At 62.3% G+C, this 22023-nt stretch carries 23 protein-coding genes; 12 read left to right on the top strand and 11 right to left on the bottom strand.

Annotated elements, in window-relative coordinates; translation table 11 throughout:
- Positions 1–104: 104 nt before the first annotated feature.
- On the top strand, positions 105–470 hold the full coding sequence (locus ACWF6P_RS10480; protein ID WP_452620966.1) for a cupin domain-containing protein: 366 nt from the start codon (positions 105–107) through the stop codon (positions 468–470).
- Here the strand turns inward: ACWF6P_RS10480 and ACWF6P_RS10475 are convergent.
- Genes ACWF6P_RS10475 through ACWF6P_RS10460 form a run of 4 tightly spaced genes read right to left on the bottom strand, consistent with a single transcriptional unit; the run spans position 436 to position 4015 of the window.
- Positions 436–1230 (bottom strand): Fic/DOC family protein, encoded by a 795-nt coding sequence (locus ACWF6P_RS10475; protein WP_452620965.1) that lies wholly within the window; start codon positions 1228–1230, stop codon positions 436–438. The genes ACWF6P_RS10480 and ACWF6P_RS10475 overlap by 35 nt on opposite strands.
- Positions 1227–2660, bottom strand: a complete 1434-nt coding sequence (locus ACWF6P_RS10470) for a putative nucleotidyltransferase substrate binding domain-containing protein (protein ID WP_452620964.1) — start codon at positions 2658–2660, stop codon at positions 1227–1229. The genes ACWF6P_RS10475 and ACWF6P_RS10470 overlap by 4 nt, the downstream gene beginning before the upstream one ends.
- A gap of 50 nt (positions 2661–2710) precedes the next feature.
- The gene (locus ACWF6P_RS10465) at positions 2711–3595 is read right to left on the bottom strand and encodes a DUF5995 family protein (protein WP_452621013.1); all 885 of its coding nucleotides are present in this window, start codon (positions 3593–3595) and stop codon (positions 2711–2713) included.
- A 54-nt stretch (positions 3596–3649) separates the two neighbouring features.
- Entirely contained in the window at positions 3650–4015 is a 366-nt protein-coding gene (locus ACWF6P_RS10460) for a RidA family protein (protein ID WP_019748335.1), read from the bottom strand.
- A 97-nt stretch (positions 4016–4112) separates the two neighbouring features.
- Here ACWF6P_RS10460 and ACWF6P_RS10455 point away from each other — a divergent pair, with 97 nt between their 5' ends.
- From ACWF6P_RS10455 to ACWF6P_RS10440, 4 genes are read left to right on the top strand one after another with little or no spacing between them, the layout of a single operon-like run.
- Entirely contained in the window at positions 4113–5150 is a 1038-nt protein-coding gene (locus ACWF6P_RS10455) for an Rv2578c family radical SAM protein (RefSeq protein ID WP_452620963.1), read from the top strand.
- Between the two features lie 54 nt (positions 5151–5204).
- Entirely contained in the window at positions 5205–6629 is a 1425-nt protein-coding gene (locus tag ACWF6P_RS10450; RefSeq protein WP_452621012.1) for a 3' terminal RNA ribose 2'-O-methyltransferase Hen1, read from the top strand.
- The gene (locus ACWF6P_RS10445; RefSeq protein WP_452620962.1) at positions 6626–9169 is read left to right on the top strand and encodes a polynucleotide kinase-phosphatase; all 2544 of its coding nucleotides are present in this window, start codon (positions 6626–6628) and stop codon (positions 9167–9169) included. The genes ACWF6P_RS10450 and ACWF6P_RS10445 overlap by 4 nt, the downstream gene beginning before the upstream one ends.
- 37 nt (positions 9170–9206) lie before the next feature.
- On the top strand, positions 9207–9875 hold the full coding sequence (locus tag ACWF6P_RS10440) for a class I SAM-dependent methyltransferase (protein ID WP_452620961.1): 669 nt from the start codon (positions 9207–9209) through the stop codon (positions 9873–9875).
- Here the strand turns inward: ACWF6P_RS10440 and ACWF6P_RS10435 are convergent.
- A complete protein-coding gene (locus ACWF6P_RS10435) occupies positions 9836–11065 on the bottom strand; it encodes an MFS transporter (RefSeq protein ID WP_378445911.1) in 1230 nt (409 codons plus the stop codon). The two genes, ACWF6P_RS10440 and ACWF6P_RS10435, sit on opposite strands and share 40 nt — an antisense overlap.
- A 70-nt stretch (positions 11066–11135) precedes the next feature.
- On the opposite strand from ACWF6P_RS10435, the gene ACWF6P_RS10430 reads away from it, so the two are divergent.
- Entirely contained in the window at positions 11136–12191 is a 1056-nt protein-coding gene (locus ACWF6P_RS10430) for a LacI family DNA-binding transcriptional regulator (protein ID WP_452620960.1), read from the top strand.
- The gene (locus tag ACWF6P_RS10425) at positions 12158–12643 is read left to right on the top strand and encodes a hypothetical protein (RefSeq protein WP_452620959.1); all 486 of its coding nucleotides are present in this window, start codon (positions 12158–12160) and stop codon (positions 12641–12643) included. The genes ACWF6P_RS10430 and ACWF6P_RS10425 overlap by 34 nt, the downstream gene beginning before the upstream one ends.
- Before the next feature lie 94 nt (positions 12644–12737).
- Here ACWF6P_RS10425 and ACWF6P_RS10420 read toward each other — a convergent pair whose 3' ends face one another.
- Positions 12738–13556 carry an AraC family transcriptional regulator gene (locus tag ACWF6P_RS10420; protein ID WP_452620958.1) on the bottom strand — a complete coding sequence of 273 codons (819 nt, stop codon included), beginning with the start codon at positions 13554–13556 and terminating at the stop codon, positions 12738–12740.
- Between the two features lie 91 nt (positions 13557–13647).
- Between ACWF6P_RS10420 and ACWF6P_RS10415 the strand changes: the two genes are divergently transcribed.
- Positions 13648–14019, top strand: a complete 372-nt coding sequence (locus tag ACWF6P_RS10415; protein ID WP_452620957.1) for a cupin domain-containing protein — start codon at positions 13648–13650, stop codon at positions 14017–14019.
- Here ACWF6P_RS10415 and ACWF6P_RS10410 read toward each other — a convergent pair whose 3' ends face one another.
- The 4 genes from ACWF6P_RS10410 to ACWF6P_RS10395 all read right to left on the bottom strand — a co-directional run bounded on the left by ACWF6P_RS10410 (position 14020) and on the right by ACWF6P_RS10395 (position 17809).
- On the bottom strand, positions 14020–14748 hold the full coding sequence (locus ACWF6P_RS10410) for an HD domain-containing protein (protein ID WP_452620956.1): 729 nt from the start codon (positions 14746–14748) through the stop codon (positions 14020–14022). It lies immediately after the preceding gene.
- Between the two features lie 210 nt (positions 14749–14958).
- Positions 14959–15555: a CHAP domain-containing protein gene (locus tag ACWF6P_RS10405; RefSeq protein WP_452620955.1), complete on the bottom strand. Its 597-nt coding sequence runs from the start codon at positions 15553–15555 to the stop codon at positions 14959–14961.
- A gap of 17 nt (positions 15556–15572) precedes the next feature.
- The gene (locus tag ACWF6P_RS10400; protein ID WP_378445918.1) at positions 15573–17144 is read right to left on the bottom strand and encodes an MDR family MFS transporter; all 1572 of its coding nucleotides are present in this window, start codon (positions 17142–17144) and stop codon (positions 15573–15575) included.
- A gap of 32 nt (positions 17145–17176) precedes the next feature.
- Positions 17177–17809, bottom strand: a complete 633-nt coding sequence (locus ACWF6P_RS10395) for a TetR/AcrR family transcriptional regulator (protein ID WP_452620954.1) — start codon at positions 17807–17809, stop codon at positions 17177–17179.
- 104 nt (positions 17810–17913) lie between these two features.
- On the opposite strand from ACWF6P_RS10395, the gene ACWF6P_RS10390 reads away from it, so the two are divergent.
- The 4 genes from ACWF6P_RS10390 (at position 17914) to ACWF6P_RS10375 (ending at position 21302) form a co-directional block, all read left to right on the top strand.
- Positions 17914–18267: a zinc ribbon domain-containing protein YjdM gene (locus tag ACWF6P_RS10390; protein WP_452621011.1), complete on the top strand. Its 354-nt coding sequence runs from the start codon at positions 17914–17916 to the stop codon at positions 18265–18267.
- Positions 18268–18367: 100 nt separating this feature from the next.
- Positions 18368–19399, top strand: coding sequence for an ABC transporter substrate-binding protein (locus ACWF6P_RS10385; protein WP_452620953.1), 1032 nt, complete (start codon positions 18368–18370; stop codon positions 19397–19399).
- Positions 19400–19450: 51 nt separating this feature from the next.
- Positions 19451–19870 carry a DUF1622 domain-containing protein gene (locus tag ACWF6P_RS10380; RefSeq protein WP_214886538.1) on the top strand — a complete coding sequence of 140 codons (420 nt, stop codon included), beginning with the start codon at positions 19451–19453 and terminating at the stop codon, positions 19868–19870.
- A 31-nt stretch (positions 19871–19901) separates the two neighbouring features.
- Positions 19902–21302: a DUF2252 domain-containing protein gene (locus ACWF6P_RS10375; RefSeq protein WP_452620952.1), complete on the top strand. Its 1401-nt coding sequence runs from the start codon at positions 19902–19904 to the stop codon at positions 21300–21302.
- A 4-nt stretch (positions 21303–21306) separates the two neighbouring features.
- Here ACWF6P_RS10375 and ACWF6P_RS10370 read toward each other — a convergent pair whose 3' ends face one another.
- Entirely contained in the window at positions 21307–22023 is a 717-nt protein-coding gene (locus ACWF6P_RS10370; protein ID WP_452620951.1) for an SRPBCC domain-containing protein, read from the bottom strand.

The raw sequence follows: 22023 nt of genomic DNA, 5'->3' as shown, positions 1-22023 counted from the left end.
CAGAGTGACGGAGGCGGTGCTCACTCAGTAGTAAAGGTGTTCAGTCCCCACCGGCGGCCATCTTTGGTCGTTGCGCTGGTCGACGACGTGGGCGACACTCAGCCATGCGATTCGTGACCCTGCCCGAGGGGAGCTTGGACGCCGACGAGTACGGCAGCCGGAACATCACCATGATGCAGCTCGCCCGTTCGGTGGACGGTGGAGAATTCAGGAGTCACTTCGCGTGGTGTCGGCCGAACAGCCTGTTGGGTAAGCACTCCGCGAAGCTCTGGCAGTTATTCGTCGTCGTGGACGGCTCAGGTTGGGTAGCCGAGGCCGACGGCCGACGGGTCGCGATGTCGTCAGGCGATGCAGTGTTGTGGAGCCCGGGGGAGATCCACGAGTCCGGTTCGGACGAGGGGATGCTTGTGGTGATCGTCCAAAGCAGTTCGCCCCTTACGGGGTTCCCCGGCGAGTCAGCGCGCGATTGAACAGATCGATGAACGGGCGCGGCGATGGCGTTCCGGTGGGCCGGAAAGGCGAAGAATCCCTCGACGCCGATACCCATTCGGTTCTGCTCACCGGCGACAAGTCGAGCTGATACCGGGTGTCGGCGGCGAGTCGATGCAGGAAGAGGGTTCCGGTTCGGCCGTTTCCTTCCCGAAACGGGTGGGCGTGATTGAGAGTCGAGTACACCGACGCGAGCGCGAACGACGCAGCGCCGCGGTCGAGCGTGGTCCAGTCGACGGCGGCGATGATCTCTTCCACCTCGGACAGGTAGTTCCGGATCGCGGAAACCGGAGCAAAGGTGGCCGCGCCCTTCTTGATGTCGACGGTTCTGATGTGGCCGGCCCACTGGTACAGGTCTTGGAAAACATGCTGGTGAAGAAGGAGAAGTTCGACAGTGTCGCCTGTGTGCGGCACTAGTTCGTCTGCGAGATGTGCCTCGCCCAGACGCAGTGCGGTCGCCGCAAATTCCAGCGACTGTAGTGCAGCAGCATCTCGTACGTCGAAGTTGTTCTTGAGTACCGACGTACCGCGATAGACGTACGGCGCTGATCGTCGCCAGCGGATCCGCGGGGGAATCGTTGACGAGAGGCCGACGGCCCGCGCCAGCTCCTGCTCGAAATACTCACGCCGAGAAAGCATCCCGATCAGGACGGCTTCGAGTTCCGCGATCTGCTCATCGTTCGGATCCCAGCCTTCGAGTCGCTCCGCGGTCAGAACCTGTTCGAGCGCACTGCGATTCACGGGTCGATGTCGGGTAGCGCCGACGCGGACGCGGCGTACTCGAGGCGTCGCTGCACACCTGCGACCTCGCGCACCGCGTTGCTCAGCAAGCTGCGTGAGAGTGGTGTGAGTTCGGAAATCACGACCTCGTCGGTTGGCGGCCTACCCGCGGAGAACTGATCGGTCTGGTGGCGGACGCGAATCTGCTGCAAGACTTCGAAAGACTCGATCAGCACCTGGGCGTCGTCGTCGAGTAGAAAACCGCTCCCCGCTGCAGCCTTGAGTCGTTCGAGTGTCGAACTCGTGCGGGCACCCACGGAAATCCCCGCCCATCGAGCGATGTTCACGATCGGTTGGACTGCGCTGGCTTTGAGGTCGACGGTTCCGGTCCGACGCGTGACCACGTCTTTGAACGAATGAAGTTTTGCCTTGTCGCTGACCGCTTCGCGAAGTAGTACACGCATCACGGCCGGATGCAGTCGCAGTTGATCCAACGCTGCAGGGCGAGGGTCCAGCGCCGGGTCGCCCGCGACGACGCGGGCATCCGCCAGCATCGACAACATGACCAGCGCTTGGTCCTGGTACGGATTGGAGACCCATTTTCGCAGCGCAGTGCGCCATTGTGGCAGCGTTCGCGCAAACCTGGCCTGGGTGGCGACGGCGTTCTTGGTGTCTCGCGGGAACCCACAGAGATCGAGGATATCGTGGATGCGCTTCGCGGCGTCGGCACCCTCGTGATGGGATTCGCCGCCCCACACCAGCGCGCTGTCGATATCCGAGGACGGGAGCGCTTCACGCCGCGCGACGCTGCCGAGCGACAGCCACGCGAAATCCGGTCGTTCGTCGCCGCCGACAACCAACTCTATGGCTCGCCTGACTGTGACGTCGATCAGCACGGCGAGCGTGGCGCCGATGTCGAGCGGAGAGACCCGCGACGCCACCAACTCCGTCACCAGAACCGGTACGGCACGGGCGGTTTCGACGAGGTGCGCGTCGTCTTGCGCCGTGGCGAGTGCTGCTCGCAGTTCGAAACCTTGATTGGTGGCCGAAGTCAGGAGGTCACTGAGTTCGAGCACACCCATCAACGTGCCTGCCTCGGTCACGACCGGGAGGTGGCGCAATCCGTACTCGAGCATGTCGGTCACGGCGTCGGCGCCCAGTCGATCAGGGTCGACTGTCACCGCAGACGGCGTCATCACCGTCGAAACCGGCTGACTGCTGTCGACGCCACCGACTACCACGCGAGCTCGCAAGTCACCCTCGGTGAAGATTCCGAAACCGGTTGTAGCCGTAGGGATCACAACAGCACGGCGGCCCGCGTCGGTCATCAACTTCGCGGCCTCACGGATGGTGGCCTGTTCGCTGCAGACAATTGCGGGTCCGCGCAACAGGTCTCGTACCCGGCGCATGGCGGGACTCTGCATGCCTTGCCCCGCCGAGTGCCCCGTCATGGGGTCATTGTCTCAGGTGTGTCCGTTTCAGGTCGGCAGAGGGTGAGAAGTCACAGACCGCCGAGCCGTGCGAGTACGTCGAGAGCTGAATCCGTGGTGCGCCAGAGTGCGTCGATCTCCTGCTCGGCGCCAGGACGGGTCTGCGGATTCTGGAGGGCGAACCCGTTGGCCAGTGTGATGGTGTTGTATCCGCTGTCGGCTGCGCGGAGCAGCAGTTCCGAGGGCTGCGAGTTTCCGGCCAACCGGTCGAGTCCTTCGCCGACGAAGTAGAACCGCCAGAGCGGCCCGAGGTCAGCGTCGTACTCGGCCTTGGTGAGGGTCACGATCGAACCACCCTTGACGGCAATGGAATCGACGATCTTGTAGAAATCGGGAACATCCTCTGCAGTGGTTCCGGATGTGGCGACGGCATGAGCGAGGTCGACGGTGAGATGCGCGTTGTAGCCGGCCATGGCGACCCGCGCGGGACTGGTGTCGCACTGACGCGTCAGAGTGAAATAGTTGCTCCACGCCGGATCGGTGGGGGTACCCGTGAACTCCGCGTGGACGTTCACCAGGTACCTGCGCAGCAATTCATAGCTGACCGAATGGGCCCATTCGTCATTGTCGAAAGCTGCATGATCTCGCTGCAGGGGCATTACCGCCTCGTGCTCGACAGCGTCGAGGCCGATGGAAAACAGGCCTCGCCAATCGTGGTGTGAGACGAGGATCGACGTGATCTCCCGATGACGTTCGACAGCCGTCTCGAGGCGAGGTAGTCCGCCGCCGTTCAGCGTCGTGACGTCGCTGAGTTCGGCAATCCGATCCACCTCGTCATTGCTCAGCGGGCTGCCGCAGGCCGTCGAAAAACTCTCGCCCGGTTCTGCAAGTGCAGAGCCGGGCGAGAGAAAAGTGACGGTGATGCCGAGCGCGAGCGTCAACGGATACAGCCGCATCGGTTTCATCGGCTCAGACTAGGCGCCCACTGTCACAAACGTCCGGATTGACGATCAGCTGAGGACCGCGTCGGCCTCGATCTCGATGAGCAGAGCGGGGTCGATCAGCGAGCTGACCTCGAGGATGGTCGTGGCGGGACGAATCTCGCCGAACACTTCACCGTGGGCGAGAGCGGCCTGCTCCCACTGCGTCATGTCGCGAAGGTACATGCGAGTGCGAATGACGTCGTCGAGCGAGGCGCCGGCCTCGGCAAGTGCTGCCTTGATCGTTTCGAGCGCCGCGCGTGTCTGATCGGTGAGGGTCTCACCAGGAGCGGTGGTGCCGGAGACTGCGATCTGGTTGCCGATGCGCACGGCGCGGGAGTAACCGATCTTGGGTTCCCATTCGGAACCGGACGAAATATTGATTCTGTTCGACATGCACCGAATTCTGCCAACAACTTCCCGGCCGTGGTGAGGCACGGTCGGGTATTTGCTCCGTCTTGACATACCTTAGAACAAGTGTTCGACTTGGGGCATGAGGTGGTCGGGTCAGGCATTGGATGCAGACGACGGAGCGCTACCCGGACTCGAACGGGCCGGGTTGGTTCGCTCCGTGCAGACTCCGGAGTTCGAGGGAATCACGTTTCACGAGGTGCTCTGCAAGAGCGCGCTCAACAAGATGCCCGAAGAGTCGACGTTGCCGTTCAGCTTCACCGTCAACGCTTTTCGTGGCTGCTCACACGCATGCCGATATTGTTTCGCGAGGCCGAGCCACGAGTATCTCGACCTCGACGCCGGCGCGGATTTCGACTCCCAGGTGGTCGTGAAGACGAACATCGCCGCGGTCCTCCGCAAGGAGTTGGCGCGAAAGTCCTGGAAACGGGAGGCGGTGGCACTGGGCACCAACACCGATCCCTATCAGCGAGCCGAGGGGCGATACCGCTTGATGCCCGGCATCATTCGCGCGCTGACCGAATCGGGAACTCCCTTCTCGATCCTGACGAAGGGAACTCTGCTCCGGCGGGATCTGCCACTGTTGAAGATGGCGTCGGAGCAGGTCGACGTCGGAATCGGAGTGTCGTTGGCGATCAACGACGCCGTACTTCAGAAGCAGATCGAACCTGGCACACCGTCGCCGCGTGCGCGCCTCGAGATGATCCGCGCTGTCGCCGACGCTGGATTCGCGTGCAATGTGATGGTGGCGCCGGTCATTCCGTTCCTCACCGATTCCACCAGTCACCTCGACGGTCTGTTCGAGGCACTGTCAGAGGCGGGTGCGACCAGTGTGACGGTCTTCCCGATGCACCTGCGCGGCAGTACTCGGGGCTGGTTCATGAACTGGCTTGCTCAGGAACACCCGGCACTCGTCCGCCGCTACCGCGAGCTGTACGGGCGGGGCGCGTACGTCACTCCCGAATACAAGCGTTGGCTCGCAAGCCGCGTCGAGCCACTGGTCGAGCGTCATGGGTTGGGTGGTCGTTCGGAGCATCGAGACGTCAATGCATCTGGCCAGCAATCGCGCGAAGCGCCGCGTGAACTGGTAGGTGCGGGGGCAGCTCTTACCTTGTTCTGAGTGCTGCGCGGTTCTGACGACTGCGGGCGCGTAAATCGGAGGCGCTCCGGATGTCTGCCGGGCTACATTCGCCTGGTGCTACTGACACTGACGACCACCCCGACCTCGCAGACTCCTGATGCGACTGCGTTGAGCTACCTGCTGCACAAACATCCCGACCGAGTGCAAGCTTTCGACTTGGCGATCGGCACCGCCACGGTTCTGCACCCGGAAGCCTCGGCCGAAAAGACAACTGTGGCAGTGATTGTGGACGTCGACCCCATCGAACTTGTGCAGAGCAGGTATCGACGCGGCAAGAGTGGTGACAACTTTTCGCTGGGGGAGTACGTCAACGACCGACCGTATGCGGCGTCGTCGATCCTCTCGGTTGCTTTGTCGAAGCTGTTCCGTACCGCGTTGACAGGAACGTGCAAGTCGCATCCGGAACTCGTCGAGGCAGAACTCGCGTTGACGGTCTCGATTCCGGTGGTTCCGTGCGGCGGCGATGCCGACTTGCCGCGTCGTCTGTTCGGGCCGCTGGGGTGGGACGTGACAGCGACTCCGGTGCAACTTGATCCGCACCTGCCGAATTGGGGAGACTCCGACTTCGTGTCGCTGACACTGACCGGGGAACACACCGTGCAGAGCGCCCTTCGGCACCTATATGTGCTGTTGCCGGTACTCGACGACGTGAAGCACTACTGGGTGGGATCGGACGAGGCGGACAAGTTGATCCGCGTCGCCGGGGAGTGGTTGGCTTCGCATCCGGATTCCGCGCTGATCATGTCCCGCTACCTGGCGCGTCGACGTGACCTGGTCGAATCGGTAGTCGACCGATTGATTCCCGAACAAGCGGAGGTGCAGATCGAACTGCCGCGCCCGGATCCGCCGCTGGCACGGCTTCGTGTCGAAGCGGTTCTGGCGACGCTCCAGCGACTGAATGCTCGAACAATCGTCGACATCGGTTGTGGCGAAGGGAAACTGATCGAGGCGCTGATGCCCTACGCGCAATTCGACAAACTTGTCGGCGTCGATGTGAGCGCGCGTGAACTGACGCGGGCGCAGCGGAGATTGAAGTTCACCGAAATGTCCGACGTCCAACGTGAACGTGTGTCTTTGATGCAGTCGTCCGCGACTTACCGCGACGCACGGTTGAAAGGCTTCGACGCAGCCGTGCTGATGGAGGTGGTCGAGCATGTCGACGCGGCGCGCCTACCGGCTTTGGTCAGATCGGTCTTCGTGGACGCAGCGCCGCAATATGTGCTGCTGACTACCCCGAATGCCGACTACAACGTTCTGTATCCGGCGTTGGCAGAGGGAGAGTTCAGGCACCCGGATCACAGGTTCGAGTTCTCCCGAACCCAATTCGAAGACTGGGCAACCGAAACAGCCCGAGCCCATGGCTATTCCGTGGAGTTCGAATTTGTCGGAACAATCGATCCGGCCCACGGCGGGCCGACGCAATTGGCGATCTTCGCGAAGGAGGCACGAACGTCATGACGGCGTACGAAATTCCAGACCTGGCTCTTGTAGTACTCATCGGCGTCAGTGGCTCGGGGAAGTCGACCTTTGCCGCGCGTCACTTCGGTGAGTACGAAACTCTCTCGAGTGACACCTTCAGAGGATGGGTCAGTGACGATCCGAATTCGCAGGAATCGACGTCCGACGCTTTCGAAGTGCTGGAGTTCGTCGCAGCCAAGCGTCTGCGACGCGGACGTCTGACGGTGATCGACGCGACCAACGTCCAGCCCGCCGCGCGCAAGCGACTCGTTTCGTTGGCTCGCGATCACGACGTGCTACCGGTGGCAGTTGTGCTTGACGTCCCGGAATCGGTCTGTGCTGCACGCAACGACGCTCGCGCTGATCGGACGTTCGGGCGCGATGTCGTTCGCCGCCAGCACCAGCAGTTGACTCGTTCGCTTCGCGGGTTGGGCAAGGAAGGTTTCCGTTCGGTTCACATCCTCAGAGGTGAGGACGCGGTTTCCGAAGCCGAGTTCTCGCGTCACCCGCTCCGCAGCGATCTGCGTGTCGAGCGTGGCCCGTTCGATGTCATCGGCGACATCCACGGATGTCGCAGTGAACTCGAGACGCTGCTCGCGAAACTCGGCTACACCGTCGACTACGGGGCCGATGGCGGCGCTGTCGATGCCGTGCCGCCGGAAGGGCGCACTGCCGTCTTCCTCGGAGACTACGTCGATCGGGGACCGGATTCGGTCGGTGTGCTGCGTCTGGTCATGGGAATGGTCGCGGCGGGACATGCGATAGCGGTTCCGGGTAACCACGAGAACAAACTCGTCAAAGCGCTGCGGGGCAAGAAGGTCACGGCGAGTCACGGTCTGGCCGAGACGCTCGAGCAGCTCGCCACCGAGACGGCGGAGTTCCGCGACAGCGTCCTCGACTTCTGTGACGGCCTCGTCGCGCACCTCGTCCTGGACGACGGCAAACTCGTCGTCGCACACGCCGGTCTCAAGGAGGACTACCACAACAGGGCATCCGGCCGAGTGCGGAGCTTTGCGCTCTACGGTGAAACAACCGGTGAGACGGACGAATTCGGCTTGCCGGTTCGATACCCGTGGGCGCAGGACTACCGAGGATCTGCGATGGTCCTCTACGGCCACACTCCGGTCCACGAGGTGGAATGGATCAACAACACAGCATGCCTCGACACCGGCTGTGTGTTCGGTGGATCTCTGACCGCACTTCGATACCCGGAGCGCGAGATCGTGTCGGTTCCGGCAGAGCAGGTTTGGTACGAACCGATCGTGCCGCTGGCTCCGCCGACTCGCGATCCAGACGTGCTCGATCTTGCCGACGTCCTCGAAACGACCGGCGTCGACACTGAACTCCGCGGTCGGGTGTCCGTGCGCACCGACAACGCCGCCGGGGCCTTGGAAGTGATGAGCCGCTTCGCGGTCGCGCCGCCATGGCTGCGGTACCTACCGCCGACCATGGCGCCGTGCGCGAGCGCCCAGTCAGACGACTATCTGGAACACCCGTCGACCGCGTTCGACGCATACCGGGCTGCCGGAATCGGAACAGTCATCTGCGAAGAGAAGCACATGGGTTCGCGGGCAGTGGCGCTCGTGTGCCGTGATCGATCGGTTGCTCAGTCCCGATTCGACGCACCGGATGCGCTCACCGGCATGGTGCACACCCGCACCGGCCGCCAGTTCTTCGACGACGAGCTGACTCAGAAGTTGGTCGACGACATCGCCGCCGCAGTCACATCCGCTGGGTTGTGGGAAGAGTTGGGCACCGACTGGCTGCTCCTCGACTGCGAACTGTTGCCATGGAACGTCAAAGCAGAAGGTCTGCTGCGCTCGCAGTACGCGTCGGTCGCGGCGGCGGGGCGAATTGATCTCGCCGCCCGCGAGGCAGTGTTGGCGCAGGCCGGTTCGCGGGGTCTGGACGTGGCGGAAATGTTCGAGCAGACATCGGTCCGAGCCGGGAGTATCGAGCGCTTCGGTGAGGCGTACCGGCGGTACGTGTGGCCGACGAACGGGCTGGACGGAGTCACCATCGCTCCGTTTCAGGTGTTGGCGACCGAGGGCCGGTCGTACGGGGAACGGGATCACGAATGGCACCTCGGAATTGCGGACCGCCTGGCCGAGGCAAAGCCGAATCGATTTACCACCACACGTCGACTGGTGGTCGATCTCGGTTCCGAAGACTCGGTGTCCGAAGCGAAAAAGTGGTGGGAGTCGCTCACCGGTGAGGGCGGTGAGGGGATGGTCGTCAAACCGCTGGCGAATCAGATTCACGGACCTCGCGGGTACAACGCGAAGGTTCAGCCGGGGATCAAGGTTCGCGGTCGTGAGTACCTGCGTTTGATCTACGGCGCCGACTACCTCGAACCGTCGACACTTGCTCGGCTACGCAATCGCAACCTGGGGCACAAGCAGTCGATGGCGCTGCGCGAGTACGCGCTCGGCATGGAGGCGGTGACTCGGTTGGTTGACCGCGAGCCGTTGTGGCGCGCACACCAGGCGGTGTTCGCGGTGTTGGCTCTCGAATCGGAGCCGGTCGACCCGCGATTGTGACGGCGGGTTTGGGAGGTGCGGATTGATACCGTCGGGTATGGGTGTGATTGCTCGCTTGGACGGTTTCAACCGGCGCCATCCGTGGAGTCACAACGATCACTACGGACGGTGGGTTCTGCGCAGTCTGGGCGGAACCAGGTCCGGTCGCGCCCTGGACGTGGGGTGCGGGACGGGCAATGTGATCGACCTCCTGCGTACGCGGTTCGACGTGGTGGTCGGCGTCGAACCCGACCCCACGACCTCGGCCGCCGTGCTCGCCAGGTTTGCGGACGACGAGAACGTGATCATCGAAGCGCTGCGGTTCGACGACTTCGCGTCCGAGGTGAGGTACGACGCGATCACCGTCGTCGCGGCGCTGCACCATCTTCCACTCGAAGAATCGATGAAACGCCTGAGCGGCCTGCTCGAACCGGGCGGTCGGCTCGTCGTAGTCGGGTGTTATCGATCGACGACCATGACCGACGGACTCCTGTCGGTGTTGGCGGCCGTCTGCAATCCCGTCGTCGGCGTGCTCGAGCATCGACACGTTGCGGTGGAGTCGCTGAAGTCGATGACCGCTCCTACCGCGGAAGCTGGTGAGTCGATGGCTGACGTCCGGCGCGCCGCCGCCCTGCATCTGCCAGGTAGCAGGATCAAGAGGCGACTGTTCTGGCGCTACACCCTGATCTACGACGCGAGGCTGGCTGCCGCGTCGGTGGGGGAGTGAGTGGACCGCTGCGGTTCGCGGGGAAATGCGCGTCGGCCGAACCCGACTATCACCAACGAACCGATCATCAAAGCGACCCCGATTCCCGCCAGATGCGAGATCCCTCCACCGTCGACGACAGCGGCGCCGAGCAATGCGCCGGTCGCAATCGCGATCTGGAACACGACCACGTAAACGGCGGAGGCACGGTCGGTCCCGATCGGGACGGCGCGCAGAACCGAGGACTGTAGGCAGATCGGAACGGTGGTGAACGCCGCGCCCCACAAGATCGTGGCGACAACTGCGAACGCTCCCATCGACGGCGCCAAGAGCCAGAAGATGGCCAGCGCGCCTGCCACCGTCGCGATCGAGATGAGCGTGAAGAGGCGCGGTCGGCGGTCGTAGTACTTGCCGGCAACCCAAACCCCGACTGCGCCGGCGGCGCCGTACACCAGAAGCATCGCGGTACGGATCCCACCGGACGAGCCAAGGCTCTGCTCCACCAGAAGGGTGAAGAACGTGTACGACGCGAACTGCCCCAGCGCAGCAAACAGCGTCGCCGCACAAATGACGGCGAGTGCTCGTCTCATCTCAGGTGTCGGCTTCGGCTTGTCTCGCTTGCTCCGATGGAGTTGATCGACCGGCATTTCCGGCAACGCACGATGCAGTGAGAAAGCGATGATCACTGCCACCACACCGATTGCCGCCGACGCGGTCCGCCAACCCCAGGACTGGCCGATCGCCGAAGACAGGGGGCCTCCGAGAACAAAAGCGAGAGACGTGCCGGCGTACACCATCGCGATGGCCTTGCCCTGCTGTCCGCGCGGAACCAGAGTCGCTGCGACCGGCGCAACCACTGCCCAGAACACGCCGTGCGTCGCAGCGCAGAGCAACCGCCCGATTACCAGCATCGGATAGTTGACGGCCAACGCAGCGACCAGTTGCGACACCGCGAGGGTGGCCACGGTCAAAACGACAACGCGTCGGCGCGGCCAGGATTTGACTGCAGAGATCAACGGAAGCGTCAGGGCCGCGACACCGTATGCGTAGAAGGTCAGCAGAAGGCCGACACGCCCTTCGGTGACGTCGAGATCTGACGATATTTCGCTGAGTAGTCCGATGGGGAGCATTTCAGCCGTCACGTAGGCGAAGGCTGCCCCGGCCAGTGTCATCAGCCGTAGCGTGGTTGCCTTCGGCAGTCGAGCGGTCATGGTGTGTAACGATACATGTACCGATACACACCCGCGCAATGGATATTCTGCACTCGCTATGCTGATGCGCATGGCCACACGTGCACAGCGTTCGAGTCGACCGACGATGGCCGACGTCGCCAAGGCCGCAGGCGTATCGGTGATGTCGGTCTCGTACTCCTTCGCACAACCCGAGCGCGTGTCGGAATCAACACGCGCCAAGGTGTTCGCGGCAGCTGAAGATCTCGAGTACTCGGGCCCCAACCGAGCGGCGCAGTCGTTGCGGAGCGGCAAGTTCAACAACATCGCGGTCGTCTTCAGTGAGAAGCTGACGTACGCCTTCGAAGACGCAGTAGCCCGGCGATTCCTGTCGGGCGTCGCCGACGCCTGCCTGGACGCGAATGCCGGATTGATGATGCTGCCGAACTCGGGGAAACCCGGAGACGTCGACAGAGTTCGCGACGCAGCGGTAGACGGTTTTGTCGTCTGGACGACAGTCTTCGACGACCCGATCCTCGACGCGATTGTCGGCACCGGAAAACCTGCGTGCATTCAAGGCGGGCCGGCGCACGAGGGTGTGGATCTCGTCGGGATGGACGATGTTGCCGGCGCGACCGCGATTGCGGCGGTCGGTTTGTCGGGGGCGCAGCGCCCCGCGGTGATCAGCCTCCCGTGGGATCGCGAGCGTCGTTCCGAGATCCGGATGGATGTGGATCCGGGTGAGGCCTTCTTCCCGGTTTCCCGCCATCGGCTGAAGGGTTATGAACGCGCAGTCCGGGACGCCGGACTCGACTGGTCGTCGGTACGAGTCGGGGTTGTCACCGTCAATGAGCGGAGCGAGGGAGCGCGAATGGCTCGCTTGCTGCTCGATGTTCCGGCGAGCCGTAGGCCCGATGTAGTGCTGGCGATGAGTGACGAACTGGCTCTGGGGGTGCTGGACGCGATCCGTGAACTCGGCCTAGCGTTGCCTGACGACGCCGCGGTCGTCGGGTGGGACGACACTGCAGCCGCGTCGGACGCAGGGCTGACTACGGTTCGCCAGTCCCTGTTCGATCAAGGACGTAACGCAGCTCGCGTGGTTCTCGGGCTCGACGATGCGGTGGAGCCGGTCGAGTGGTCGGTGCGTCGGAGAACCTCGACGCGATGATCACCCCGGTCATCGTCGACGGTCTGCGTTTTCGGTGGTTTGTCCCTCCAGAATTGGGGGAGACCGTCCGTTGGGGGCTCTCGTGGAATGCCGACAACCCGCGCCGGTGGGCGGTTGCCGAAGCCGCGGGTGCAATGCACCTACTTGCCGGAACTCCTCGTGACGACCCAAACGCGCGTCAGGCGTGGATAGATTTCGGCGCAGATGCCGCCACGACCGGAGTAGTTCGGCGCCTGCGGCTCATGTCGATCGAGTCCGACATGCTTCCCGACCCGAAGATTCCGCACGGCGCAGATTGGGGTTGGGCTACGACGCAGTTCGTGCCGGGCTCCGAGCGCTTCTACGAGTTAGCGCGTGCACCTCGTGCGTTGCGCTCGTATCAGCTGACCGATCGTGACTGGGGGCCGCGGCGCGAGGAGTTCTTGCTGGTCGACCTCGAGACGGCTGCTTGATCGCTGGACCTGACACCGTTTTCATTCAGTGCACACAGGCTCCAGCTGACTGGAAAAAGTGTTCGCTCGATGAAACCGGTGCCAGGTGCTGTGGCTAGCGCTCTCTGCCGACGACGTTCAGTGCGTATCTGCCGGGTGGCGCCCCGATGTGCTTGACGAAGTGTCGCGACAAGTGGGCTTGATCGTGGAATCCGACGTCGACGGCCACATCCGCTAATTCGCGCCCGGCCAGGATTGCGCGTCGTGCCAGATCGATTCGGCGTCCCGTCACGTACTTGTGGGGCGGAAGGCCATAGTGCGTCGCGAAGTTCTTGATCAGATAGGTGGGGTTCCGCTGCAGAATGCTCGACGCTTCTCGCATCGTGATCCCCGTCGTGAGTCGCGCATCGAGTAGCTCCCGAAGTTGATCGGCAACGCGTTCGTCAACGGTCGGCGTGTGACGGGATCGACCTGTGGCCGGTGTGAGGATCTCGTTCAATCTTTCAGCGAGGAATCCCAGGCGACTTTCGGCCTCGAGTGATTCGCCGTCCGGGCCGAGTGCAGAGTGCAGTTGATCGATGCGATGGCGCAGCAGAGGGTCTCGAATCTCGGGACAGTCGACTGCTCGGCCTACCAGATCCTCGCCGAGAATTGAAGTTTCGAGATAGAGGATTCGTTGCCGAAATCCGGCCTCGGTGACCGGGACTCCGTCGTGCGCGATGCCGGGCGGCAACAGTGTCACGATCTCAGGCGCCGCTCCGTGTGCTCGGTGGTCGAGGTCGTACGCAATCGTTCCGCGGTCGACGAGCATCAGCGACCACTGATCGTGCGTGTGCTTCGGATAGGCGTGGCCGACAAAATCGGCATGAAAGACCTCGGTGATTCCCTCGAGGCCCGGTGCCCACGCGGTGATCTGTGCGCCGTGTGGATCCATGTCAGAAACGTACAAGACGCACCGGCCTCGGGTGACGAAGAGTGGTGCGGGTTCGTCGTCGCAACGATGGCGAGCCTGAGGGAGGAACACCATGGACAGTTCGGCAACAGCGATATCGCTCCGCGAGAAGTTCGGTCAGTTCACCGAGCACTGGTCACCCAAGAAGATTGCTTCACTCAATGACTACGAGATCAAGATCGTCAAGATAAAAGGAGAATTCGTCTGGCACACCCACACCGACACCGACGAAATGTTCCTGGTGACAAAGGGGCAGATCCGAATCCAACTGCGCGACGGAGATGTTTCGCTGGGGCCCGGTGAATTGTTCGTTGTACCTCGCGGAGTCGAACATTGTCCCATCGCAGAAGGGGAAGCGGAGGTGATGTTGATCGAACCCGTGGGCGTGGTGAATACCGGGAACGTCGGAGGATCACGAACCGCGGTGCTCGAGGACTGGACGTAGCTAGCGGCTCTTCCAATCCAGGGGATTGGTTCGGAGCGGCAGTGCCATGCCCGATCTCCAGAGCGTCGCCGCGCGAGAGAGCGGACGGAGCTTGACCTCGCGCCGCATCGACTGTGCGAACTCGTCGGTGAACCCGGTTCGCGGGTACTCCGCGATTGCTGCATCAACAGCTGCTTTCGGTACTTCTGGTGCACGTCGACCGGCGACGTCGAAATGTGCTGCGGCGTGCAGCAGATAGGCGTCGGCGCCCGCTTCGCGATCGACAGTCAGATCCATGTGCAGACGGATCGCTTCACCGATTCGCTGTGTCGACCTCTCCGAGGCGCCCACTCGGGTCGCGAGTTCTTGCGCGTCGGCGGCGCTGATGTAGGTGAAACACCCGTGCTCGGTCGATCCCTCTGCGCCCAAGCCGACATCGTGAAGCGCACACGCGGTGAAGAGATCTTCTGGGTCGTACTCGATCGCATCGATCTGCGCGAATACGTCGGCCCAGATCCAGCAGCGCAGGCTGTGGTTCAAGACCGCGGGGGAGAGGGAGCCTTTGGCGTGATCGAGCGCTTCGCTGCACAGCTTGGTGTCGGGGAGTGGGCGTTTGCGCAGCTCGAGTGTCCGAGTGGGGTAGCGGCCGAGCCGGAGTCGGAGCATCGACGGAGTACTCATGGCCTGCAAGGCAGCCGCGCGGGCCATGAGTTGCAACTGCTCGAGGGTGGTCAGCTCACCGGGGCGCATCGAATTCCTGTCTGAGGTAGGGGACAGCTGGATACGAATCTAGTTGCCAGATCCGGTCCTTCGCCTAGGGTCAATATCTGTCGACGACGGAAACACTGGATTATCCGAATATCGCGAATCCGTTTGCTCCATCCAACGGTCAAACCAATTCACAAATCTCGACGCCCACATCAATCGAATTTCATCACGCAAAGACGGCAGGGGGTTGGCTCAGAGGACGCCGAACCCGACGATTCCCGGAACTTCCGAGGGCACTATGCGATGAAGCATGACTTTGTTGTTCTCGTTTCCGCCTACGGTGGTCAGTGTGCCGGCGTCGTTGATCAGAACGACGTTGACGTGTTGCCCGAAGGGGCTCGAGTCGCCGTACAGGATCGTGTCGCCGACCTTCGGTTGGTAGTTCTGACCGTAGGGGACAAACGCGTCGACCGACTCGTAGTACTCCTGCAGCGTGTACACCCCGGGGATGCGCCACGAGCCGGAGTTGGGGTTCGAAAAGGGCGTCCCGATCTGGTTCATCGACCAGCTCACGAAATCGGCACACCACGATTCTTCGACACCCTCGGCGTATTTGGTGCCAGGACTGCCCGATGCCCATTCCTGTTCGAGGACGGTCAGCAGTGCACTCTGCTGAGCGGTCATCGTGCTGTGGTCCACCGTGGGGAACGAGTCGAGGTTCTCGCCGGCAAGGGCGTCGCCGCCGCGGGCGAACCACCAAAGCACGCCGGCAACAACGACAACCACTACAACGCCGAATACGCCCAGAACAGCGAGAGTGCGTCTGGGCGTATTCGGTGCGTGCGACATCACGCCACGATAGTCAATTACTCGAGCGGGGGTGCCGATCGATCGATCGTCGTCGCGAGCGGCTTCTCCTTGACGAAGAGCAACAAGACGACCGCTGCGATGACCAAGGGGACGAGGTACAGGAAGATCGGCGCAAGCGCATCGTTGTATGCGCCGACGATGATCTCGCGAACCTGGCTCGGCAACTTCCAGAGAATTCCCGGTGTCAACGAGTTCTCATCCCCACCGACTGCGCCTCCGTTTGCCGGAAGCCTCTCGGACAGCAGATTGGTCAGGCGCGAGGCGAACAGGCTGCCCACGATCGCGCTTCCCAACGAAGCACCGATCTGACGGAAGAAGTTGTTCGACGCAGTGGCAGTTCCCACTTCAGCGGCGGGAAAGGTGTTCTGCACGATCAGGATCAGAATCTGCATGACCAGGCCGAGCCCGATGCCCATGAGCGCGATGTAGCAACCGAAGACCAGCAGCGAAGTCGAGGGCGTCAGACGTGACAGGAGGACCAGAGCAACTGCGACGATCGACGTTCCGACGATCGGGAAGATCTTGTAGCGGCCGGTCTTGCTGACCAACTGGCCGGACCCGATGGAGGCGACGAGCAGGCCCGCCATCATGGGAATCATCATCAATCCTGCTTCGGTGGCGTTCTTGCCGGTCACCATCTGGATGTAGGTCGGCAGGTAGGCGAGCGCACCGAACATGGCAATTCCGATGATCAGGCCGGCGACTGTGGTCAACACGAAGTTGCGCTGAGCGAACAGATGCATCGGAATTACCGGTTCTTCGGCACGCTTCTCGACGAAGACAAAAGCCACTGCCGTCACGACGCAGCCGACGATCAGCCCGATGATGACGGCCGATCCCCAGGCGTAAGTGTTTCCGCCCCAGGTCGTGAACAGGATCAGACACGTCGCTGACGTCGCGACGAGAACCATGCCCAGATAATCGATGCGAGGCTTGCCGAGGTTCGGCTTTCGCAGGTGTAGGAATGCCATCGCGCTCGCGATGGCGAGTAGGCCTAGGGGGATGTTGATCCAGAAGGCCCAACGCCAACCGATGCCTTCGGTGAACCAGCCGCCGAGTAGGGGACCGGCAACCGAAGCCAGCGCGAACACACCGCCCATCGCACCCATGTATCGGCCGCGTTGCCGGGCCGGAACGACGTCGGCGATGATTGCCTGGGACAGCAGGATCAAACCACCGCCGCCGAGGCCTTGTACTGCGCGACCAGCGATAAGTGTGGTCATGTCGTGGGACAGACCGCCGATCACCGAACCGACGATGAAGATGCTGATGGCGCCGATGAAGAGGCCCTTGCGGCCGATCAGGTCACCGAGTTTTCCGTACACCGGCATCATGACAGTCGAGGCGAGGATGTACGCCGTCGTCACCCAGACCATGTGGTTGACGCCGTTCAATTCTCCGACGATGGTGGGCAGCGCAGTGCTGAAGATCATCTGATCGAGCGATGCCAGCAACATGGTGATCATCAACCCGACAAAAACGAGGATGATCGACCGTTTGTCTGGCGCGGCGTCGGTGTCGGTGTGCGCGCCGTCGGGGTCGACGGTTGCAGCTTCTCGAGTGGACATGAAGTTCCTTAGTTCAGTGACGGCTGGCGAAATCAGTTCGCGGATCGGAGAATTCGAGCCATCAGGAGTAGTGCAGGATCCAGCAGTTCGGTTCTGGGGCCGGCACGTTCGCTGCCCTGCCATTTTCGGAAGACGTAGCGCATCGCTGCGCCCGCTGTGATGACCGTCGCGGTGGCTTCGTCTGCGGCGGCGGTGTCTGCCGGAAGTTGTCGATAGTCGGGGCGCCCGCGCAGCTCGCGCGTCAAGAGTCTGGTGAGTGTGTCTTCCAGGTCGTGGAACGTGGCGAGGTGCTGTTGGAGGAGTGTGGGATGCCGTTCGAACAATTCGCGTCTGTGCGCGAGCAGGTCGGGCCGCTCGTCGACGATCTGCATGGCCTCTTCGAAGACCGCGAGCGCGCCTCGGAGTGGATCGTCGGGGTGCTCGTTGATCAGCGTGATCATGGTCGATTCGCTCGGCACGACGAGCATGAGCCCACCGATTGCGGCGTCCTTCGTCGGAAAATAATTGAAGAACGTGCGCGTCGACAGGTTGCAGGCTTCGCAGATCTTCTCGACGGTCACTTCGTCGTAGCCCAGTCCGAGGACGAGTTCGACCGCCGTGTGCTCGATCAACTGCCTCGTGGCAATTCGCTTTCGTTCACGCAATCCGAGTGTTTCGGTTCCCATTTCATCCATAATTGCACAGAGTGCAAAGTTTCATCGAGTGCAATATTTGTCTCAAGAACGGTTCATGGAGTGCAAAAATGGGAATCGCGCGCCGGCTGGATAGGATGACCCGCGTGGAAGACACCCTGCCCCCATGCCCCGAATGCGCCGGCGAATACACCTACGAAATGGGTGCGCTGATGGTGTGCCCGTCCTGCGCACACGAGTGGGCACCGGCCGATGGTGCAGATGAGGCTCCGGGAGTGGTGAAGGACTCTGTAGGAAACGTCCTTGCGGACGGCGACACCGTGACCGTCGTCAAGACACTCAAGGTGAAGGGCAGCCCCACCGGTATCAAGTCGGGTACCAAAGTGCGCAACATCCGCCTCGTTCAGGGCGTCGGCGACCACGACATCGACTGCAAAGTCGACGGCATCGGACCGATGCAATTGAAGTCGAGCGTCGTCAAGAAGGTGTGACCGGATAGCAACAGATGTCGGCTCGAAATCCTGTTCAGTTTCGACGGTTCGATAACCACAATCGAGGAGATTCTCGACCGCCGAACGAATGGACCGAACTGTGCCGAACTCGATCTGCCTTGACCCTGCTCCCGGTAGTACCGCACTCGATACAGACGAGCAGTGGAACCGCATCGTCGATGCGCTGACGCGCCGGGGTTTCCTCGGCGCCGGCCTCGGCGCGGCGGCCGCGACGCTTCTGGCAGCGTGCAGCAGTGACGAAAACGGCTCGGAGTCTGCAGGTCTCGTCACCGTGCAGGACGAGACGGGCGGTGTAGAGATTCCGTCGGATCCCCAGCGAATGGTCATCGCCCATGTCAGCGCCATGGCGACGGTGCTCGACCTCGGTGTGCCGCCGGAGAAGATCGTCGGCGGCTTCTTCGGTCTCGAAGGTGTGGGCAGCGATGCGGTGTTGCGGACGATGCCGGAGGCCGCGAATATTCCGAACCTCGGCACGGCCGGAACCTGGAACAAGGAAGCCATCATCGGTGCGTCGCCCGATCTGATCGTCATGCTCCTGACCGCCGGAAATGCTTATGCGGCAAAGTCCTACGACGAACTTTCGGCGACCGGTGTTCCGGTGTTCGCCGGCTTCAACGGGTTCCTCACGTGGGACGAGATGAAGAAGTTGGTCACCTCGATGGGCGTCGCGGTCCGACGCGAAGAAGCGGCGACCGAATTGAACACGAAAACGGAAGAGCGACTCCTGGCAATCAAGGATCGACTCTCGGCACTCGGCTCGCTGCCGTCGGTAACCCTCCTGCGTACAGGCGAGAACGGTGTTGTCTACAACCAGGTCGACGCTCTTCTCGACGCCCTCGGATTCCCCGGTGATCGAGCCAAGTCGGAGGAGTTCACGCGCACACTTTCCGCGGAACAACTCGATCAGGTCACCAGCGACGTGATCATCGTCGGTGCTTTCCAGGACCAGCAGGACGTCCGCGCTCAGTTGGCGATGAACCCGCTGTGGGAGCGGCTTCCCGCTGTCCGCTCCGGAAACGTGCACTACGTCGACGACAGCCTGTGGGGCTCGGGCTATTCTCCTCGCGCGACACAGCTGCGGCTCGACGACATCGAGCGGATCTTCAGCTGACACCGTCGTGTCCTCTCGACTTATCGGTGAGTTACCTCGAGAATCATGACCATGGACAAAATCAGGTTCTTCGAGCTTGTCACCGAATGGTTCGAAGTACTCGGTGTTGTCGCCATGGTTCTCGGGTTCGTCTTCGCATTCGTGATCGCGGGACGCGCCTGGACTCGAACGCGCGACGGTAGTTCAGCGTTTCGCACTCTGCGCGAAACCATGGGCGCGGTCATCCTTCTCGGGCTCGAGATTCTTGTCGCCGCTGATCTGGTCAAGACTGTGACGTCTTCACCGTCGCTGACCGATGCCGCAGTTCTGGGCATGATCGTGCTGATTCGAACGGTGCTCAGCCTGTCGATTCAGATCGAGATCGACGGGGTACTTCCGTGGCGCAAGGCGTTGGTGTCCAGTCCGGAACTCCTGGTACGCGCGGCGCGCGGATCAGGAGGCCGAGCGATGCCCGACGCGTCGAGTTCGTAGCGATAGCCGTTGCGAGTGAAAGGTCGGGCAGATGACAGCAGTGCGCACCGAACATCTCTCTGTCGACGAGCGGCGGGCCCGCGGCCGCCAGGCGCGTAGAGACACCCCGCTGGCGGCGCTCGCGGATCTCGCCGACAGCGACCGCGACCCGATTTCACTACTGGAAGTGCAGGCGAAATCCCGGGTCCAGGACCTGGTACCCATTCGCTACGGGCGGATGTCGGCGTCGCGATTCTCGTTCTTTCGGGGTGCTGCGCTGGTGATGGCCGACGATTTGTCGCGCAGCCCGGATTCGGGCCTTGCCAGCCAACTCTGCGGTGACGCACATCTGAGCAATTTCGGTATCTACGCAACGCCGGAGCGGAAGTTGGCGTTCGACATCAACGATTTCGATGAAACCTACCCGGGCCCGTTCGAGTGGGACGTCAAGCGACTGGCCGCAAGCTTGGCGATCGCCGCGAAGGACAACGGATTTTCGGGCAAGGAGCGAAAGAAGATCGTTCGCGGATGCGCGGCCGAGTATCGGGAAACCATGATCACCCAGGCAGGATTGGGAAATCTTGCAGTCTGGTACTCGCACATCGCACCCGAGGACGGGCTCGAGGCCCTCCAGATCGACCTGAAGAAGCGCATGCTCGCTCGTACACAAGCGACGCTGGACAAGGCTCGCCGCCGCGACAGTGTGCAGGCGGCAGGCAAGTTCACCGAAATCGTCGACGGCCGGCGACGATTCATCAGTGATCCGCCCTTGATCGTGCCCGCAAACGAGTTGTTCGCCGGGACCGATCTCACGCAGATCGAGGACCTGTTGCGCCAACGTGTCCGGTCGTATCGCGACACACTGCAATGGGATCGGCGCGTTCTGCTCGACGCCTTCGAGATGACGCACATCGCCAGAAAAGTCGTGGGCGTCGGAAGCGTCGGAACACGCGCGTGGATGATCCTCATGAAAGGCGTCGACGACGACGATCCGTTGATTTTGCAGGTCAAAGAGGCGCAGCCCTCGGTGCTGTCCGGCTACGTCGACGGCCCGACCTTCAAGAACGAAGGGGAGCGCGTCGTCAACGGGCAACGCTTGATGCAAGCGACGAGCGACATTTTTCTCGGCTGGGAACGAGGGCCGGGGCTCGACGAGGGCGAGCACGATTTCTACATTCGCCAACTGCGCGACGGTAAAGGGTCGGCAGTCATCGAGGAGATGGTGCCGGAGGGTTTGGAACTCTACGGTCGCTTGTGCGCGAGGGTCCTCGCCTACGCGCATGCTCGCTCGTCCGATCGAATAGCGATCGCCGAATATCTCGGTGACGGAACCGAATTCGATTTCGCGATCGGGGAGTTCGCGGCTGCCTACGCCAAACGCAACGCTCGCGATCACGCCGCTCTGCTGACCGCGATCGACAACAGTCGTGTGTCAGCAGAGCGGGGAGTGTGACGACTCAGGCGAACACGCCGGTGAGCCAGGCCTGCCACGCTGCCGTCGCTGCGTCACTATCGGCATCCGCGGCGAAGAGGTGATGGGCCGCGTCGACGTTGCCGCCGAAGGCATTTCGGCCGTAGAACCGAAGCAAGGCGTTCTCGGTGCGCAAGCCGATGAACCAGTCGTTGACGTAATCGACGATTGCTTCGATGGTCCCGATTCCGGGCACATTCACCGTCACCGTGTCGCCGACGGCGGTGTCTCGGGTGATTCCAAGTGCGCCGCGAAGTGTATCCATGGCGTCCGGCGCGCTGGAGGCCTCCGGACCATCGGCCGAGACGTACGTTGTGGGCCTACCGGCAAAGTACTGCACGTACTGGCCGAGACTGTGAAGGTAGAAGTCGGTGTGCTTGCTCGCTCCGTCGTACTGGTTGTCCCAGTCCTCGGCAAACACTCCGGCGTGGACGTAGCGGACAACGGCGGCGCTCTCGTCTCGTGCTTCGACAACGTAGTCGAGGTTGTTGAACCAGCCGTCGGGGCCTTGCATGTGGATGGCAAGTTCGCTGGGCGGCTCCCAGGTCGCGATGATCGGGCTGTCCGGGCGGCTGCCGTCGGCGGGGATCTCGAGAGGGGAGGGGAACATCCAGCCTGCCGTTTCGGCCGAGATGGCGGCCCAGATCTGGTCGGGAGTTCCGGGGACAACTACCTCGCGGCGGATTTCGAATTTCTCGGACAT

The sequence above is a fragment of the Rhodococcus sp. NPDC055024 genome (assembly GCF_053608585.1).
The sequence above is the reverse complement of the archived record's forward strand: the minus strand, read 5'-3'. Positions and strand labels throughout refer to the sequence as shown.

Bases quoted from the DNA above. Each gene is read 5' to 3' on its own strand.
- ACWF6P_RS10470 (WP_452620964.1), bottom strand. From the start codon at position 2,660: ATGACGGGGCACTCGGCGGGGCAAGGCATGCAGAGTCCCGCCATGCGC.
- ACWF6P_RS10410 (WP_452620956.1), bottom strand. From the start codon at position 14,748: ATGCGCCCCGGTGAGCTGACCACCCTCGAGCAGTTGCAACTCATGGCC.
- ACWF6P_RS10435 (WP_378445911.1), bottom strand. From the start codon at position 11,065: ATGACCGCTCGACTGCCGAAGGCAACCACGCTACGGCTGATGACACTG.
- ACWF6P_RS10455 (WP_452620963.1), top strand. From the start codon at position 4,113: ATGAGGTGGTCGGGTCAGGCATTGGATGCAGACGACGGAGCGCTACCC.
- ACWF6P_RS10420 (WP_452620958.1), bottom strand. From the start codon at position 13,556: ATGGATCCACACGGCGCACAGATCACCGCGTGGGCACCGGGCCTCGAG.
- ACWF6P_RS10405 (WP_452620955.1), bottom strand. From the start codon at position 15,555: ATGTCGCACGCACCGAATACGCCCAGACGCACTCTCGCTGTTCTGGGC.
- ACWF6P_RS10465 (WP_452621013.1), bottom strand. From the start codon at position 3,595: ATGCGGCTGTATCCGTTGACGCTCGCGCTCGGCATCACCGTCACTTTT.
- ACWF6P_RS10480 (WP_452620966.1), top strand. From the start codon at position 105: ATGCGATTCGTGACCCTGCCCGAGGGGAGCTTGGACGCCGACGAGTAC.
- ACWF6P_RS10460 (WP_019748335.1), bottom strand. From the start codon at position 4,015: ATGTCGAACAGAATCAATATTTCGTCCGGTTCCGAATGGGAACCCAAG.
- ACWF6P_RS10440 (WP_452620961.1), top strand. From the start codon at position 9,207: ATGGGTGTGATTGCTCGCTTGGACGGTTTCAACCGGCGCCATCCGTGG.
- ACWF6P_RS10415 (WP_452620957.1), top strand. From the start codon at position 13,648: ATGGACAGTTCGGCAACAGCGATATCGCTCCGCGAGAAGTTCGGTCAG.
- ACWF6P_RS10380 (WP_214886538.1), top strand. From the start codon at position 19,451: ATGGACAAAATCAGGTTCTTCGAGCTTGTCACCGAATGGTTCGAAGTA.
- ACWF6P_RS10370 (WP_452620951.1), bottom strand. From the start codon at position 22,023: ATGTCCGAGAAATTCGAAATCCGCCGCGAGGTAGTTGTCCCCGGAACT.
- ACWF6P_RS10375 (WP_452620952.1), top strand. From the start codon at position 19,902: ATGACAGCAGTGCGCACCGAACATCTCTCTGTCGACGAGCGGCGGGCC.
- ACWF6P_RS10445 (WP_452620962.1), top strand. From the start codon at position 6,626: ATGACGGCGTACGAAATTCCAGACCTGGCTCTTGTAGTACTCATCGGC.
- ACWF6P_RS10390 (WP_452621011.1), top strand. From the start codon at position 17,914: ATGACCCGCGTGGAAGACACCCTGCCCCCATGCCCCGAATGCGCCGGC.
- ACWF6P_RS10400 (WP_378445918.1), bottom strand. From the start codon at position 17,144: ATGTCCACTCGAGAAGCTGCAACCGTCGACCCCGACGGCGCGCACACC.
- ACWF6P_RS10395 (WP_452620954.1), bottom strand. From the start codon at position 17,809: ATGGGAACCGAAACACTCGGATTGCGTGAACGAAAGCGAATTGCCACG.
- ACWF6P_RS10430 (WP_452620960.1), top strand. From the start codon at position 11,136: ATGGCCACACGTGCACAGCGTTCGAGTCGACCGACGATGGCCGACGTC.